Below are 17310 nucleotides of genomic sequence, written 5' to 3'. Positions count from 1 at the left end.
AATAGCGATGAGAGCAAATTAAATGAGAGTTTGAACGAGAATCCGCATTAAGGGGTCTAAGTCATCAGGAACGCGATAGCTATCCAGTCCTTGATCGATGTGTCTATTAGTGCGATCAAGTTGGGCAAATTCCCATATTTTACCAGTAGTAACTGAACCGATAAGATGAGTTTGTTGTTGATTTTCTTGCCATTTATCTAGGGCAATTAATTCTGCAAAAAGCTGAGTCATACCATAATCCAAATCCTCTTTTTTAGCTTCGATTACCAAGAGGTTGTTTCGATTTCTTATTAGATAATCAAAGTAACCTTGTAGTTGTTCGCTGACTTTAATTTGATACTCAATTCTCACATCAGATTTAGTATAGTGAACTAAATCTAAAATTATTGGAGAAATTAATACTTCTCGGCGACTTGTCTCATTTGCTAAATCAAAGTATGGAAGGATTTCATCAAGTCGTTCTTGCAATTCTTTTAATCGATCTAGGTTCTCTTGATATTGGGGTAAACTCAAACGTTTTCGAGTAAATGTATAACCAAATTCCTGAGCAAAATCTTGAGGTGAAATGTGCATCTCAAAATATTTGCTAAAAGTATAAGACTGAGTAGGATCAATAATAGTCATAATCTAGTTTTCCTCAGTTTCAATCTCGGTAATTTCATCAGGTTCATCTTGGGGACGTGCTTTACGTTCTTCATCATCTGCTAAACGATAAAGAAATTCACAGGTATCACGAATGAGGTTTAATTGACGACCTGCTAAACGTGCGCGATCGCCTTTAAAACACTCCTCAAAAACATCCTCTACAAAATACCTTGCAAACTCTAAAACAGCTTGTCTTTCTTCCTCCCTTTTACTCATAATCCAACGTCCTTCAGCAGTAGAAGAATGTACCCGATCCATGAGTTTAAAAACCTCTGCCGCTACAGTTGAAGTTAAAACTTCTCCACCAAACATACATAAATCTGCTTTGAGAATAATATCCGCAGCAATATCAATGGGTTTTAAAACAGCATTAGCTTTAGGATTAAACCTTTTATTAGCTCGATAAAAACGGCGATAAAGTTCCGTTAAATTTTTAGGATGATTCAAGGTTGATCTTTCTTCCACAATTAATTTCTCCTGAGTAGAATCAAATTTTACATAAGGGTCAAAACAAGGGTAAAAATGATAGGTGTAAAGTTTGATTTTTTCAATCCTTGCCGTTTCAAGTTTTTGATTACGCACCCATTTATTCAGATAAGCAAAGACATGAAGTGGACTGGTTTCAAAATCCTTGGCTAATTCTGTAAATTTACCCCAATTAGCATCATAGCCAGTCTTACCTTGCTTTGCATTAACATCTAAATGGATAGCATAAGCAGCAGTTAAAACATTTAAAGGTGCAGGATATTGAATACCAGACTCTTCCCAACCTTCAAGAATATAATCAAGTCTGAATCTATCTCTTTTTACTATAGTCCGAAAAGCATGAGGCGCACTATCCAGAAATACCGTTTCTTCAAATTCTGCACCATCATTAAATGGGGGAATAGGAGACTCAGAAACCACAGTTTTCACATCTAAAATCATCGGAAAAGCGAACGCTAACCAACTCGGCATTACCCAAGATTCTGTATCAGTGCTATCCCTTCCAGGAGGTAAAGCCATGAAATAAAAAGTTAAAGGTTGATCTTCTGGATAGGAAAGTTTAAAAGTGCGATCTTTTTCACTATCTAAATTTTCATCAATTAAGAAACTATCCACACATTGATAATTTTCTTTGGTTAAATCAACCTGTAAATCTTTACTAATGAAATGATTACGGATGCTAGTATCAAAACGAGTTTGAGCAATGTTCATGTAAGCTTTTTGTAAAAACTTATTAGTTTCTGGGGTGAAATAATAAGTTGGATAAAAGTAGAGATAGCGATATTTACCATCTTCAAATCTTTTACCGACTGCTTGAGTTTGATTCATTAATATTTGTCTCAACATCATTTCTACACTAGCAATACTAGAAATATTCCGTTTAGCGTTAGAACCTCCTAACATTTGTTTATTTGTATAAACTTGAGGTGTAAATAAAACTGCTGACTCCATCTGTTCAGTGACAGTATATGCAGAATGAGAAATTGAGCAAATTAATTGTTTACCTCTGCCTGATTTTTTGGCAGCATTATAATTACTCAACTCATTGATGAAATTATCAACTTCAGTTTTGACAGATGTTGATTTATTAGTATTAGGTAACATGATAACTCTTGATACCCACAACCTTAAATCATCCCAACCATCAGGTAATTGATACTGTGCCAGAATTGGGGAAATTAAATCTGTTAAGTAATAAATTACCTGTTGACAGTTTTCGCGGACATCTTCAATACCGGGATATTTTTCCAAATATTTAGCCGCTAGATAATACCATTCATAAGGTACACCTCCCGTATTACCCTTTAATTTTTGTTCTTTTAAACTTTCATTAATGCGTTGAATTTCTCGAACTTGCGGTAAATATTCTGTTAAGTTCCAAAACTCTGCAACTTTGTGAGTTAAATCAAAATTCGGGACTTCTGGTAACTTTTTATCTTTCTTTCTCTCTATTTCAATTCTTTCAACGGTTTCTTCCCAAATTTTGCGAGTAATTAAATCACCAAATTCGGCAATTTGATCAATGCGAATATCATCATCAAATTGAAAATCATAGTCAGCAGATAAAACATTTTGTTTTTGGAACTTAACTAAATTCTCACTGCGACTTTTAGCAACAGAAGTTTTACCAGAATTGAGAATGCGTAAGGTAGCATCTAACGCAACTTGCATTAAACCGGAAGAATCAAAAAAGAGGTTGTAATATTCAGCATATTTCATGCCTTTTCCATCTCTCCCAAATCCCGTTTGTCTGAGTTTTAATTGACCAGAACAAAGGGATTTAATCTTATTAACTACCATGTCTGGTAAAATTTCTGGTGAAATAAGAGGAGCATCACGCAACGCTAGATAAATTACCCCTGTGGGTAGATATAACAAAGGTTGATAATATCTATTTTCGTCAGTATTTAAGTTAGTGTGAGCTTCAATTACTGCATTATTAACAACGTTGGTTAAAACACCTCTATTTTCGGCAATGTGATGATAGGTGAATTTCAATTTACCATCACTGAGACTGTGAAGAATTCCATTTAATGTCTGATTTTCCGCATCTTGAGGATGTTTGATAATCGAGGAAAGTAAATCAGCTAAACAAGTTAAATCAGCAAGACATATCAGGATATTATCATCAATTAATGGGTGTAAACCATACTCAGAAAGATTGAGATTTGTATCATTCCGACGCTGGGCATTATAGGCAATAAATAACAAATCATCTCGATATTCTAGCCATGCGTCTGGTTCATCAGGACTGACAAATTTATCAAGTCCTAATTCACAAACCATCACATCTATAATTTCCCGATGTTCATTTACAGATAATTTACGAATGTCTTGTTCTCTATCTTGATAAATTGCTTTATATTTATCTGGCATTTTCAGAAATAGCCGATAATCAAATTTTTCAAAATCATGGAGAATAAACCCAGCAATTAATAGTCGCCTTTCTTGTTCTTGAATAACTCTTCTTGCAGTTGTATCAAGTTTCTTTAGACGACGTTCTATTAAATTAGCTGGTAGTAACCCATTGAGTAAATGAGTATTTAGGGATTGATCACCTGCATTTCTACGATCAATTTTTTTCGGTTCTTTTAATTTTTGATTTCTTCCTAAATTGTTTTGATGATAATTTTCTATTTCTTCTTGTTTCTTTTTATCGAGGTAATCAAAAAATTTACCACCTTTGGCTGTGACTCCAACCGCTACCCGTAAAAGATTAGGTAAAACGTAATCACTAAATTCTTGCATGATTAAATCATCATGATTTTCTGATTTAATTGCATTTTGCAGTAACTTGAGTGTGAGTATTGCTGCTGATTTTGTTTCAACTTTTAGATTAGATGTATATTCAAAATCAGAATCATCCCCAGACATCCAATCATCATCTGATAATTCAGGGTTTGAATCATCAGTTATTTCTACTTCTAAAAGTGATAATTGTTGATGATCATTTAATTTTTTACTTTTTTTAGCCATTGTTTTATTCCAAGAAAATTAAGTAAGAGTTAAGTTGTCTGACATAAAGTGGATATTGCTTTAAAGCAAAACGCATTGCCATAAAAACTTGATTTGGATCTATATCATAATATTCATAAACGAGGTGTTTTATTAGTCCTGTTGATGGTGTTAATTCTTGTGCTAATTCTGGTGTGATGACTTCATATTGAGCAAGCTCTATGAATGAATCAAAGTTAGTAGTATGATTTCCAGGATTTAGTTTTGATAAGATGTGATGATTAATATCTATTGCGGTTTGAGTTATTAGGTGTAAAAGTCTTTCTGCAAGAAGTTGTTGAGAATAATCAGCTAAGAAATCATCAAGACTAATCAAACCAAGTTTTTCTAATGTCTGGTAATATTTGGTTATTAACTTTATTTGATTCACAATTAAATCATTGTTATTCATGTTTTAAGACTGAATTTTTATTCAAATCCTTCTAGCAATTTAGCAACTTGTTCTGGATCTGGAAGTTGATTTTTTAGTTCTTGTGGTAATTTAGAAACTATTTGGTAAGTTGCCACACCAATTGGTTTATTAGATTCCTTGAGTGCATATTCAACAATAGTTCTCTGTTTGGATTTACAAAGAATAATACCAATAGAAGGATTTTCCTCTGGTAGTTTTACTGTGTTATCTAAAACAGCTAAATAAAACTGCATTTTGCCCACATATTCAGGTAAAAATTTACCAATTTTTAATTCTATTGCTACCAAACACTTTAAACGCCGATGATATAATAGGATATCTATAAAATATTCTTCATCATCAACTTCTAGGCGATATTGACTACCAATAAAGGCAAATATACCACCCATCTCTTGCAGGAATGGTTGAACTTTTGCTAAAATTGACTCTTCTAGCTGTCGTTCGCTGTGTTCATCTGCTAATTCTAAAAAATCAAAGGTATATTCATCCTTAACGGCAAGTTTTAATTGATTACGTATCTCTACTGAAATATTTTGATCAAAGTTAGTTTGATTTAACAGAGTTTTTTCATAAGTTTGATTTTCAATTTGGTGAATTAAAACATTTTTTGTCCAGCCAAATTTTCGAGTCATTCTAATATAAAACTCTCGTTCTAAGTCATCTTTACACTTTTCTAAAATGACTATATTATGAGTCCATCCAATTTCTGTAACCATTGGTTGCAGTTTTTCATTTTGGCTATATGTGACGTAAAAATTTCGCATATTCCAGATATTGCGAGCAGAAAAACCACTAATACCAGGAAACTCTGTTTGTAAGTCTTTTGCTAATTGTTCTACTACTGATTTACCCCAAATAGCATCCTGTTGTTTGATGACAATCATCTGCCCAATATCCCAATACAAGTTAATCATTTCCCGATTAACTGCCTTTAATGCTTTATACTGGGCGGAACGAATCCTTTGTTGTACTTCCATAAGTAGATGTGTGTATTCGTCAGAAATGGAATTACTCATAATGACAATATTTCAATCTTTCCAGTCAAAATTATTTTTTTCTTCTAGTTCCTGATTTCTACCAATTAGATAATCAAATTGATGAATTTTTCTAAAGAATAAGTCCATTGATTCCTCCATTTCTTCAATTCGACGGTCATGGTCTGAAATGCGATTATCTTGAATGAGGTTATGATGTTGCTGCGCTTTAATTCGATCAATTAGATCATTGATGACATAACGCAATTGGTCTAAGGGGTCAGGGTTATGGCTTTGCATCTAAGTTTGTCCTGCTTTAAAGGATTACTTAGAGCCTAGCATAGTCTTTTTATTTAGACCAGTAAATTTTAGTTAAAAAATTTTTTTAACAAAATATCAGTGAATAATGATTCTGTAACCATAAATAAAATAAATCAATTTTTCATGCTATCCTTAGTTGGTAGGGTCTTAAAATCAATAATCCCTTCTTAGGGATTGAAACACAGACTCATCATTCACTGATGCTGACTCTACCCTGCTTACAAAAGCAGCGAAACCCTATTAGGGATATCAACACTACGCTATCCATATCTCATCCCCTTTACTCTTAAACCAATGTGTCAAGGTGTCTAGCAACAGTGCAGATTGCCCAAAGGCGATACAGTATGGAGGTGTATTATCCAAAACACTATACTGATCACTAATAGGATAAATCTGAAAGTGCATGGGTAATCTTCCTTGCTGACGTACTCTCTCCACAGGAAAAGGCAATACATAACTAACTAATGCCTGTTTTTTCAATTGTTTGTTAATTTCACTAATCCAATAATTCGCAGGTTGCCAAACTTGAATATCTAATAATACCTGCACATCCCAAGTATCAGCAAAAGGTTTCAAATCTTCAGGATAAGTAAATTTCCAATCTAGTCTTTCTTCACGATAGCGAATTAATTTCATAAACCCTAGACATTCTTTAAATCTACCTTTGGGAATGGCTGTATCGGTGCTTTTTGAAATTTCTTTGCGCCGACGTTCAAATTCTGTAGCTGTCATTGGTTCAATTTCTAAGTTGCTGAGAATACCAGGTAAATCGTAGGTTTTGAATTTATCAGTTTCATTTTGTTCTGTAGTGTCATAAATTCCGCACAGTAAAGGACTTTTACCGCGAAAACTCACAGCTTCTTCTAAAATAGGATTTCCTTTATCTTTTCCTGAAAGTTCGTGCCATTTTTCTTCCCATTCTTTACTACGGACAAACGCGGCTTTAAGATTGGCTTTTCTTTTGTCAGTGCCAAAAACTATCTCACAATCTTTCTTGAGTGCTTCCTGACTTCCTGCTGCATATTGTTGTTTAATATTAGGATGTCCCAACTGTCGCACCAGTCGCATAGATTGAACAACTCCCCACTTAAAGTAATAACCTGTAAAATCATTGATTTTGCGGTATTTATCTCTAATTTGATTGTGAAAAAATGGACGTTCATAAACTTCACCTACTTTTAAAGGTGGTGTTTCATCATCCTGATTTTTTTCAAAAAGCCTTTTCACTAAAAAATCTGGGACAAGTGCATAAGCAGTAAAGTGATGAAAATTAATTTGCTTTCCATCCTTTTCATAACTATCATGTCTTCCTAGTCTACCTAAACGCTGGATAAAATTTCCTGCATCTGCTGATTCAAAAAACAAGAAATTGATTTTGAAATCTACACCAACATCAATAGTGCTTGTTCCTAAAACCAAGTCAGCATCAAGAGATTCTTCTTTAGTTTTCTTCCCAGATAAACCTGTGTTTTCTTTAACTGTAAAATTATAAGGTTCGAGAAAAGTTGTAAAAAACTCTGTTAACCGTTTTACAGCAGCAATGGAATTGAGAATAATTGCGCCTTTGTTACCTGGGTGAATTTGTAAATGATTTAAAATTAATTCTGCATTATCTTTGAGCCAAGTTTCCGAAGATTTAGATGTAGATTCTAAACTAATAAACTGTAATGATATTTCCCCTACTACTTTTCGCCAACCTTGGGTTTTTAGCTGCTGAGATTCATCAATACTATTGGGGAAGTAATATTTCTTATTTTCCAATGGGTTAATTTCATGAACACGAAAGTCTGCTGATTTAAGTCTTTCGATTAATTGCGGATTTGGTGTAGCAGAAAGAAATAAAAACTTTTTCTTTCTGTTAGTACGACGAATCAACAGCATTGTGTTAATTACGCTGGCAATTTGTGGGGCTTGGAATACATGAAATTCATCAAATATGATAACATGAAACCGTTTATCTATTCTATTCCAAAGTTTATCTGGATTATCTTTGTAAAGTAAATATGCCCCATAATGAAGATAGTGAAAAATATCAGGGTTAGTTAGTAAAATTTCAGACTGTGCAGCGCGAGTTTCTAACGCTACTCCTTTTTTTAAGTTTTCTTCTTCAGCATAAATTTCTAATTCTTGTCCACTTAAACGATTAACACGGGGTTCATGTTCAGGGTTAAATTTATCAATATATCCCCTAATTTGTTTTTCTTGATCTCTAGCAAGTTCATTTGTAGGATATAGTCCTAAAACTGGAGAATGTTTTTGTAAAATGTCTAGATATCCGGCTAAACTTTTACCATCACCTGTCATCGCAGTGTTGAAAACTACTTCAATATTTGGATCGCGTAATGCTTTTAAAGTTTCTAATTGATGCCAAGATAAAGACCAATTTTCAGGCAGTTTTACCCCATCAGGAGTGGGGACTGTTTGGGAATAAACAGCTTTGAGTTGAATACTGTAGTTTTCTGACATACCCTTAATAACTGTTTTGAATTTCTGCAACCATTGGTTGCAGTTTTTGTGTTGTAATTAAAAACTGTCCGTAACTCGTTGTTAAAATCTATAATGACACCGAAAATAAAAGTTGACAAGAGATATTCGTGTAAAAGTGTCCGTACAAAATGAGTAGAAAAGGCAGGGGAAACGCATCTAAATTATCTTGACAGAATACTATATTAGTGCATCAATATGGGAAAATATCTAACTTCATTCAAAATCTGATAAATTCCTTTATTAAAATTATAAAAATTTCATAAATTTAGAGTAATTATTTATTTTTAATGATGGATTTATTTTGTTCAGTTCTATATATTAATATCTATATTTTTTGGCATCAAAAATATAGATTCTATTGTAGAATCAACAGAAAAATAAATTGGTTATATTTATATTTGTCTATATTTTCTGATTTTTATCAGATACATTCTAAAATCTTCTCTAAATATTCATCATCCCATCCTGCACAAAACTGCTTACTTTTAGTTCCTAGTTTTTGGCTTTTTTCTTTTCCTAAAAGATTAACTGCTATATGACGAATAACTGCAAAGTTTTGTGGTGCATTATCCTTTCTTATCCGACAATCATCTTCTCTAAAAGCTACATCTAAAACCCAGTGTAATGAATTCTCTATACCCCAATGAGTGCGGACTGATTCTCCTAGTAATTTCGCATTATTTGTCAAACTACTTATATAATAGCCTGTCTCAACCTTCGTTTTTCCATTAACTTTTCGTATATATTCTACCATTCCTACACTTTGAAGATTTACCCATTTCTTATCAGTATCTATTCTTTCTTCTATGTCTGATAACATGAGATAATGACGAATCTCTTCTCTTCCATGTTTGTCTTCTTTTGTATGAAATTCACTATATTTGAATCCCTCAAACCCTTTAGATATAGCTTCTTTGAAGATTTCTTCTACATTCTTATATAAATTACCTTGATTCTTTTTGAGTGCGATAATATATTCGCCTGATTTTTCTGCAATTGATTTTACTATCTCTTTTTGACACCCCATCGCATCAATCGTTACTAAACATCCGGCTATATCTAATACTTTAATTAATTCCGGTATGGCTGTTATTTCATTTGACTTTTCTTCTACTTTACATTGTCCTAATACTAATTTATTACTAGTTGCCCATGCACTTACCATGTGAATCGCACCTTTATCCTTTCCTTTATCATATGAATGCCTTAATGTTTTCCCATCTATTGCTATGACTTCTCCTTCTGTAATTTTATTGATAGATTTTATCCAACTCAAAAAACAATTCTGAAATTGTTGCGGATCTATTCTCGCAAATACTCTGGCGAATGTATCATGAGATGGAATCCCGTTTGGAAGTTCTAAAAATTGTTTTAGCCATTTTTCTTTCTTTTTTCCATAAGCCTCCATCAATACCCAACTATCTACTCCACAGATCACTGCACAAATCGCAATGGTTACTATATCTATTAATTTATGCCTTTTTGTTCTCTCAACTCTTTTATCTTCTAAATCTTTAAAGTGATCTACTATTGTGATTTTTGGTGGTAGCTTCATTTTGTGAATTTTGTCTCTTTAGTTTTATTGAGAATACCACTTCAACTCATTTTATTGATTCTTATAGAAACGAATTTACCATCAAATTTTCTTCATACTCATTTATTGGCTTGATATTAACATGGTAATACTGCCCTTTTTATCTATTCATAGAAGTTACATTTTGTCAAAAAAAATTAGATGCGTTTCCCCTGGGTAAAAACTGAATATCAACTACTGCTTTATAAAGTTTTTCTTGATTGCGAGCAGCAATAACTACATTCACACCTTCACTATATAAAGCTTTAGCTGTAGCTAACCCAATTCCTGCACTACCACCTGTAACAATTGCTGTTTTACCTGACAGATTTAGTTCTAAACTCATAGAAATTGCACCTTTGATAAATTTACAAACAAAATAATCACAGAAAACCTAAATTTGCTTAACTGCAAAATTTTCTACGAGAAATTGCTTGAGATGTGGCTGTTCTAAATTAATGCCCAATTCATTAGCTTTTTGAGCAATTTGTTCATAAGTTAAACCTGCTTGAATTGCTTCTGCAATTAAGGCTATTCCTCCCGCTCTTGCACCACCAGCACAGTGAATTAAAATTGGTTTAGACAAATTCTCAACAGCTTTAATTGCTTCTGCTGTTAATTCTTGATTTGGTGCTTGAGAATTTAAGGGAATATTTGCATATTCTAATCCTACAATTTGTGCTTCTTGCTTTTCATCATGGAAAAAACCATTTTCATCAGAAGAACGTAAATTTAAAACTGATTTAAAACCTCCTATTGCCAATTGTTTTAATTCCTTGGATGAAATTTGTCCAGCGATACTCAAATCATCATTAACCTTTTTTAAATCAGTCATTTCGATTCCTCTTTGAATGAAATAAAATTAATAAATAGATGCTAAAACCTTATCTGCGGCGGCTCGTAATGCAGTTGCAGCACCAGCACTCATATCTCGTGGCGCACAAATTCTATTTCTCACATAAGCCAGTGTAATAGCCCCTGTAGCCGCGATAATGGGATCTATACTTTCTTTTCCACCAGTTCTTCCTCCTAGTAATAGTTCGTTATTACCATTAAGGAGATAATCAGCTAATAGTCTGAGGTGAAAATCAACAACTTCTTTAATTATCGAGATATCACCTAAAGATTGAACTCCAGAATTTTTGAGAATATCGCCAATAGCAGTTTCTCGATTATCACTCAATCTTTCTGCCGCTTCTGCCCGATATTCAATAAATTCAGCATCAGCTAAGTCTAAAGGTGAGGGATTACCAATAGGTTCTACACCAAATCTGCGCCGTAAAAGTAAATTATTAGTAATATTGTCTGATTTAACTCTGTTATAAGCAGGACGTTTTTTAAGTGCTGCAAACCAAACATTGATGAGAGGAAAACGAGGATTTCCTTTGATGTGATATCCTCTATATACTGGTAAATTAGCCGCCAATCTATCTAAATGGGGACTATACATAATATCTACCAGGCTAAATGTTGATAAAAAATAGGGTTTTGGATATCTCCCTAAAATTTTTTCAATTTCATCTAATTTAGCTTCAAATTCTGCTTGTAAATTTGCTAATTCTTTGGCATCTTCTGGAGGTTGTCTCAAGAATTTATAGGCAATATCTCGAAAACCATTGGTTTCTGCATCTTCAACCCATTGTCTGGCCAGAGCATTTTCTTCTGGATCTTCTGGTAACAACGTTTCGCCAAAGTGTTCTTCCAATTCTAAAAGAATGTCTTTTGATTCATAAACGAATTTGCCCTCAATATTTGCTGCGGGGACAAGGGTTGTTGGTACTAAATCTGTGTACCATTTCGGTTTATTACTCAGATCAATAAATTCTGTTTCAAAGGGAATTTGTTTTTCTTCTAACGCAAACCAAACTCTTTCACAAAAAGGACACCAAGAGTTACTATCTCTATATAACAATACCGGCGGTTTTCTCTCCGGGGGAAGTTTATATAAACTGCTGGAAATAGGAGCAGTAGAAGGTGCTTGTCCTGGTCTTTTGACTCGACGGGCGGGGGTATTTTGTCGAGCGCTTTCTAATAATTGATCCCAATTAGATATGGTAGTGCTTGTAATGGACATTTGTTACCTCGCTTTATTTGGAACGCCAGAGAATACAAATAGTTGTTCTTCTTTGGGTGTAGGTAAATTTTCACCTAAATAACGATGAATCCCTACTCCCATATCTCCTGTTGCTGTGATTTTAAAGTTAACTTCTGCAAATCCAAAATTACGGAAGTATTTACGCACGGTTTCTGAATAAGCAATACCGTTAGAATGTCCACGAGTCCAGAGAACAAAAGCACCTTTTTTACTCAGAAAACTCAAATTTCCTAATAAACGATTGAGTTCATTTTCATCAGCTAAATTGCCAAAAATACCACAAACAATCACAATATCTGCTGGTACTGCTCCTATATAGTTATCAGCAGCAGTTGCATCACCATTGATAAACTCAATTTGTTTTGTTAGACTTAATGATTCTATTGTTTCGCGCCCATGTTTAACTAACTGGGGATTGATTTCTACTAATCTTGCATATACATCTTTAGCGCGAGGATGATTTGCTAATGTTCCTAATAAGTCTCGTCCATCACCAGCGCAAGCACTAACTACTCGAATAGTACCAGTTGGGGAGTTATCCAAACTATAGGAAATATATTCCTGCACGATTTCTAGCCGTTGCTGTAATTTGGGTTCAGTGTTGTAAAGATCGTGCCATTCTAACCAATCTTTTGCCATAAAAGAAGATTCCCGATTGCTAAAAATTCAGATTCTCAACAGTGTCTTTCATCACTATAACATAAAATACGGTATGTCTATCAAAAACCGTAGATTAAATATAAACACAGACTACCATATCAATTTGGGGAAAATCAAGTAGTTAGATAATTATTTATCTAGTAATGCAAAAGATGATTAAGTTGCTTCAATTGACTAACTTGCAATAAATCTACATTTCCACCACTGATAATTACGCCAATTCTCGCACCCGGCGCTTTAACTACACCTTCTAATAATGCTGTTGCGGCTATAACTCCAGTGGGTTCAACAACGATTTTTAAGCGTTCCCAAATAAAAAACATGGTGCGAATTATACCTGCTTCCGATACAGTCACCATATCATCTACGTATTCTAGGACAAGGGGAAAGGTGATTTTACCTAAACTGGGAGTTCTGACACCATCAGCAATGGTCTGGGGATTGTGGACAGTTTGCAGGGTTTTGGTATAAAAGGAACGAGTAGCATCATCGGCTAATTCGGGTTCTACACCGATTATTTGACAATTAGGTAAAACCGCTTTTGTCGCAACTGCACAACCAGAAATTAATCCACCACCACCACAACATACTAATAAGTAATCTAGTTGTCCCACTTCCTGAATTAGTTCTAATGCAGTTGTACCTTGTCCAGCAATTATATGACGATGATCATAGGGGGGAATTAAAGTTAATTGGCGTTCTGCTGCGAGATTTTTGGTTAATTCTTCCCGGTTAGTTGTGTCAGGGCTGTATAAAATGACTTCTGCACCATAACCGCGAGTAGCAGTTTGTTTGACTATTGGTGCATTATCAGGCATAACTACAACTGTGGGAATATTGAGTAATTTTCCGGCTAAAGCGATCGCTTGTCCATGATTTCCTGAAGAATAGGTAATAACGCCTTTTATTTTTTGCTGGGCTGATAGTTGAACTAAAGCATTATAAGCGCCACGAAACTTAAATGCTCCTGTCCGTTGAAAATTTTCGCATTTAAAAAATACTTGGCTTTTAGTCAGTTTATTGAAAGTATTAGAAGTAATTACTGGTGTTTGATGGGCAATACCCAAAAGCCGTTTTTGCGCTGCTTCTACATCAGTAATAGTAACAGAATCAGATAATAACATTTTTTTTCATAAAGTAACTCTCACTATCATTAATAAGTAAGTGGGCGTTAAAAAATATAATACAAACCTAACCCCCCACCCCCCTTCCCTACCAGGGAAGGGGGAGTCAAAGTCTCTCCAGTATCAAGATTTATTCCTTTTCCCTCTCCTTGTAGGAGAGGGTTAGGGAGAGGTTTTATATTTAATTGTGTCAAGCTACTTATTAAGTGAGGTGAGAATCTCGCTTTGTATTTTTTACAAAATCTGGTTAAGGTGCTGGATTAGGATAACGAGTATGAATTGCATCTATTTCTGCGAAAATCTCTTGATCTAAAACCACATTGACACTATCTATATTTTCCTGCAATTGTGCCAAAGTTGTTGCGCCAATAATTGTGCTTTTCACAAACCAGCGACTTTTAACAAATGCGATCGCTAATTGAGCAGGTGACAGATTATACTTTTTAGCAACCTCCACATAAGCCTTCACCGCTTCTTGGACATTGGGTTTTAAATACCGTTGTCCAAAACCTGAAAATAGAGTTATTCTCGTATTTTCTAATTGTTGATTTTCGATATACTTACCAGTCAAAAACCCAAAACCCAGCGGACTATAGGCCAGCAAACCCACACCTGTATAACGAGAAACTTCAGCTAAACCTGATTCAAAATTACGATTTAATAAATTGTAAGCATTTTGAGTTGTCAAAACTTTAGGTAATCCCAAATCATTAGCAATGCGAACAAACTCGCTCACCCCCCAAGGCGTTTCATTACTTAAACCCAAATAGCGAATCTTCCCCGCTTTAATCACATCAGCAAAAGCCTGTAACTGTTCCACAATAGGCACAGTTTCCCTTTCTGATTCTGGATTATAACTTGTTTGTCCAAATGTCGGAACATAACGATCAGGCCAATGAATTTGATACAAATCTACATAATCAGTTTGTAATCTCTGCAAACTATCATTTACTGCCTGTGTAATATTATCACGGTCAACTTTATTATTTCCACCCCTCAACCAAGAAAAAGGACGACCCGGACCAGCAATCTTAGTAGCTACAATTAATTTATCTCGTTGCTGTTTCTTCAACCATTCACCAATATAAGCCTCAGTTTTCCCTTGGGTTTCACCACGAGGAGGGACGGGATACATTTCTGCCGCATCTAAGAAATTTATCCCTTGGGTAACAGCATAGTCAAGTTGCTCATGTGCATCCTCAATAGTATTTTGATGCCCATAGGTCATAGTTCCCAAGCAAATTTCTGAAACATTGAGGTCGCTTGCACCAAGTTGATTGTATTTCATAATGTTTAAATGATTCTCCTGATTCCATTTTGCTACAAAAACTAAAAATATCACTATTTCATCAAACTACACTAAATCTACTGATTTAACGGAGTTAACACCTGAAAAAGCATACTATCATACAAATTTTAGATATACAACCCTTTGTAGCAATTAATTTAAAATTATAAAAAATGTATCCACCAATACTCAAATTCTAGATTTTTTGTGAAATACTGCTATCTATCACAGATTAACTACAGTAACTTGACCAAATTACCGGATTATCTAATATAGGGTAATTTAGTTGCTACTATAGGCTTTCCTGTCACTAGGAATACAAAACCAGTCTCAGTAGACCTATTACCGAAAATTTCTATCTGAGAAGTTCCTTGATCTTTCCTATGCTAAGTCCGAAATTATTGATGATTTCGTACTGCCTTAAATTTTGTGTGTGTGAGGTTATCAAAATGAAAAAAACTGCTTGTAATTTATTGCTAACTTTCCCAATGTCTGTATTCCTATTAGTCTTAGCAGCTAGTACAAAAACTTCTGCTAGTGAAATAAGAGGAGAAAATGAAACAACAAACAAAGAGACTTTATCACCAGTCAACATCAATACTCCTGACTTTAACAAAATTACTCAAATAATTGCCCAAAAAGAACCTTCCTCTTTATCAGATGAATCACAAGTTACATCTGTATCCCAGCTTTCAGATGTCCAACCCTCTGACTGGGCTTATGAGGCCTTAAAATCTCTTATAGAACGTTATAACTGCTTAGTAGGTTCTGATACTAAATATCGTGGTAATCGAGCCTTGACTCGCTATGAATTTGCCGCAGGGTTAAATGCTTGTTTAGATCAAGTCAATAAACTTATTGCTGCATCTACATCTGATTTAGCTCTAAAAGCAGATTTGGAAAGCATACAACGACTAACTGAAGAATTTAATACCGAACTTACTGTATTACGCGGAAGATTACAGACAATAGAAGCACGAACCACAGAATTAGAAGGTAATCAATTTTCAACAACAACCAAACTCACAGGTCAAGTTCAGTTCGTTCTGGGCGGAGTCCTCGCTGGTAACAACGTTGTCACCAAAAAACCCGCACCTCGTACCATCACCTTTCAAGATGCAGTTCAATTAGTCTTAAATACCAGTTTTACTGGGAAAGACCAACTGCGACTAGTCCTCTCAGGTGGAAATATTGAGTCATTAGGACAAGTTAGATCTGGGGTTCTTGGAACATTTGATGGTAGAACTGCCGATAATCGCGTTCCTAGCCTTCAACCCAATCAGATTCGTGTTGGTGGTATCCGTTATCGTTTTCCCATTGGTAAAAAGACACAATTTAACATTTTTGCTCAGTCAGATGGAGCTAATGAAATTGGTTTAAGTGGTCCAACCAACCCCTTTGAAGGCTCTTTCAGTAATGGGATAACACGATTTTCCCGACGGAATATGGTCTATAACTATGGAGATTCAGGTCCAGGAATCGCTATCCTCCATGATCTCAGCAAGCAGTGGCAATTAGGGGCATCATACAGTGCGCCTAATGGTGACAATCCCACAGCTAATAATGGCTTATTTGCAGGTAGGTATGTCGCCTTTGGACAAGTAACATACTTTAGCCCCAAGAAAAATTTCCGAGTTGGCTTAAGTTACGCTAACACCTACAGTCCACCAAATGCGATAGGTCTAGGTGGCACCAATTTTGGACCTGCCGCTGGTAGTAACTTAGCAAACAGTACCGTAGCTGGTGCGGGAACTGTGGGAAATCTTTACGGATTGGGTGCATTGTATAAACTTAGTCCCAAATTAACAGCTAATACTTATGTAGGCTATTCAGCCCATCGTTATTTAGGAAATGGAGATGGTAAAGCATTGAACTGGGGCGCAGGACTAACATTTCCCGACTTAGGGAAAAAAGGTAGCTTAGGAGCTATTTTTGTCGGTCGAGCCCCAACTTTAACTGAATTGAGTAAAAATGTAGATTTGGGAGCAGGTAAGGGTCAAGCCGACAAAGATACCTCTCTGCACGTTGAGGGATGGTATCAATATAAACTTACTAACAATATTGAAGTTACACCTGGATTTATTTGGGTGACAGCACCCAATTCAGATACTACTAATCCTGCTAGTATAGTGGGTTGGCTACGTACCACCTTCAGATTTTAACACATAAATCAGGATTTGAGGATTTGCAGGATTTCGTATTTATTAAAAGTCTTTCATCCTGTTAATCC

Annotated in this window: 14 protein-coding genes; 1 reads left to right on the top strand and 13 read right to left on the bottom strand. The window is 34.9% G+C overall.

The genetic code is table 11. The features are described 5' to 3' along the window. Positions 1-18: 18 nt before the first annotated feature. The 13 genes from HGD76_RS00820 to HGD76_RS00760 form a co-directional block, all read right to left on the bottom strand. Complete coding sequence (locus tag HGD76_RS00820; protein WP_210967691.1) at positions 19-624, bottom strand: hypothetical protein; 606 nt, start codon at positions 622-624, stop codon at positions 19-21. A gap of 3 nt (positions 625-627) precedes the next feature. Next, positions 628-4107: a type I-D CRISPR-associated protein Cas10d/Csc3 gene (gene cas10d / locus HGD76_RS00815; RefSeq protein WP_168694676.1), complete on the bottom strand. Its 3480-nt coding sequence runs from the start codon at positions 4105-4107 to the stop codon at positions 628-630. Between the two features lie 4 nt (positions 4108-4111). Continuing rightward, the gene (hepT, locus tag HGD76_RS00810) at positions 4112-4516 is read right to left on the bottom strand and encodes a type VII toxin-antitoxin system HepT family RNase toxin (RefSeq protein WP_233466993.1); all 405 of its coding nucleotides are present in this window, start codon (positions 4514-4516) and stop codon (positions 4112-4114) included. A gap of 38 nt (positions 4517-4554) precedes the next feature. Continuing rightward, positions 4555-5574, bottom strand: a complete 1020-nt coding sequence (locus HGD76_RS00805) for a PDDEXK nuclease domain-containing protein (RefSeq protein ID WP_168694674.1) — start codon at positions 5572-5574, stop codon at positions 4555-4557. A 12-nt stretch (positions 5575-5586) separates the two neighbouring features. After that, the gene (locus HGD76_RS00800; RefSeq protein ID WP_168694673.1) at positions 5587-5832 is read right to left on the bottom strand and encodes a hypothetical protein; all 246 of its coding nucleotides are present in this window, start codon (positions 5830-5832) and stop codon (positions 5587-5589) included. Between the two features lie 276 nt (positions 5833-6108). Then, entirely contained in the window at positions 6109-8319 is a 2211-nt protein-coding gene (gene cas3 / locus HGD76_RS00795) for a type I-D CRISPR-associated helicase Cas3' (protein ID WP_168694672.1), read from the bottom strand. Between the two features lie 442 nt (positions 8320-8761). After that, positions 8762-9895 (bottom strand): ISAs1-like element ISAsp2 family transposase, encoded by a 1134-nt coding sequence (locus HGD76_RS00790; protein ID WP_168694588.1) that lies wholly within the window; start codon positions 9893-9895, stop codon positions 8762-8764. A 166-nt stretch (positions 9896-10061) separates the two neighbouring features. Beyond that, complete coding sequence (locus HGD76_RS00785) at positions 10062-10259, bottom strand: SDR family NAD(P)-dependent oxidoreductase (protein WP_233466992.1); 198 nt, start codon at positions 10257-10259, stop codon at positions 10062-10064. Positions 10260-10307: 48 nt separating this feature from the next. Continuing rightward, the gene (locus HGD76_RS00780) at positions 10308-10748 is read right to left on the bottom strand and encodes a protein tyrosine phosphatase family protein (RefSeq protein WP_168694671.1); all 441 of its coding nucleotides are present in this window, start codon (positions 10746-10748) and stop codon (positions 10308-10310) included. A 27-nt stretch (positions 10749-10775) separates the two neighbouring features. Further along, the gene (locus HGD76_RS00775) at positions 10776-11987 is read right to left on the bottom strand and encodes a glutathione S-transferase family protein (protein ID WP_168694670.1); all 1212 of its coding nucleotides are present in this window, start codon (positions 11985-11987) and stop codon (positions 10776-10778) included. Positions 11988-11990: 3 nt separating this feature from the next. Then, positions 11991-12647 (bottom strand): class I SAM-dependent methyltransferase family protein, encoded by a 657-nt coding sequence (locus tag HGD76_RS00770; RefSeq protein WP_168694669.1) that lies wholly within the window; start codon positions 12645-12647, stop codon positions 11991-11993. Between the two features lie 158 nt (positions 12648-12805). After that, positions 12806-13792 (bottom strand): threo-3-hydroxy-L-aspartate ammonia-lyase, encoded by a 987-nt coding sequence (locus tag HGD76_RS00765; RefSeq protein ID WP_168694668.1) that lies wholly within the window; start codon positions 13790-13792, stop codon positions 12806-12808. Positions 13793-14039: 247 nt separating this feature from the next. Beyond that, positions 14040-15080 carry an NADP(H)-dependent aldo-keto reductase gene (locus HGD76_RS00760; RefSeq protein ID WP_168694667.1) on the bottom strand — a complete coding sequence of 347 codons (1041 nt, stop codon included), beginning with the start codon at positions 15078-15080 and terminating at the stop codon, positions 14040-14042. Positions 15081-15529: 449 nt separating this feature from the next. Here HGD76_RS00760 and HGD76_RS00755 point away from each other — a divergent pair, with 449 nt between their 5' ends. Continuing rightward, positions 15530-17242, top strand: a complete 1713-nt coding sequence (locus tag HGD76_RS00755) for an iron uptake porin (protein WP_168694666.1) — start codon at positions 15530-15532, stop codon at positions 17240-17242. The last annotated feature ends 68 nt before the right edge of the window (positions 17243-17310 follow it).

The organism is Dolichospermum flos-aquae CCAP 1403/13F (assembly GCF_012516395.1).
GTDB lineage: Bacteria > Cyanobacteriota > Cyanobacteriia > Cyanobacteriales > Nostocaceae > Dolichospermum > Dolichospermum lemmermannii.
This window is presented reverse-complemented; position numbering and strand designations above follow the sequence as displayed.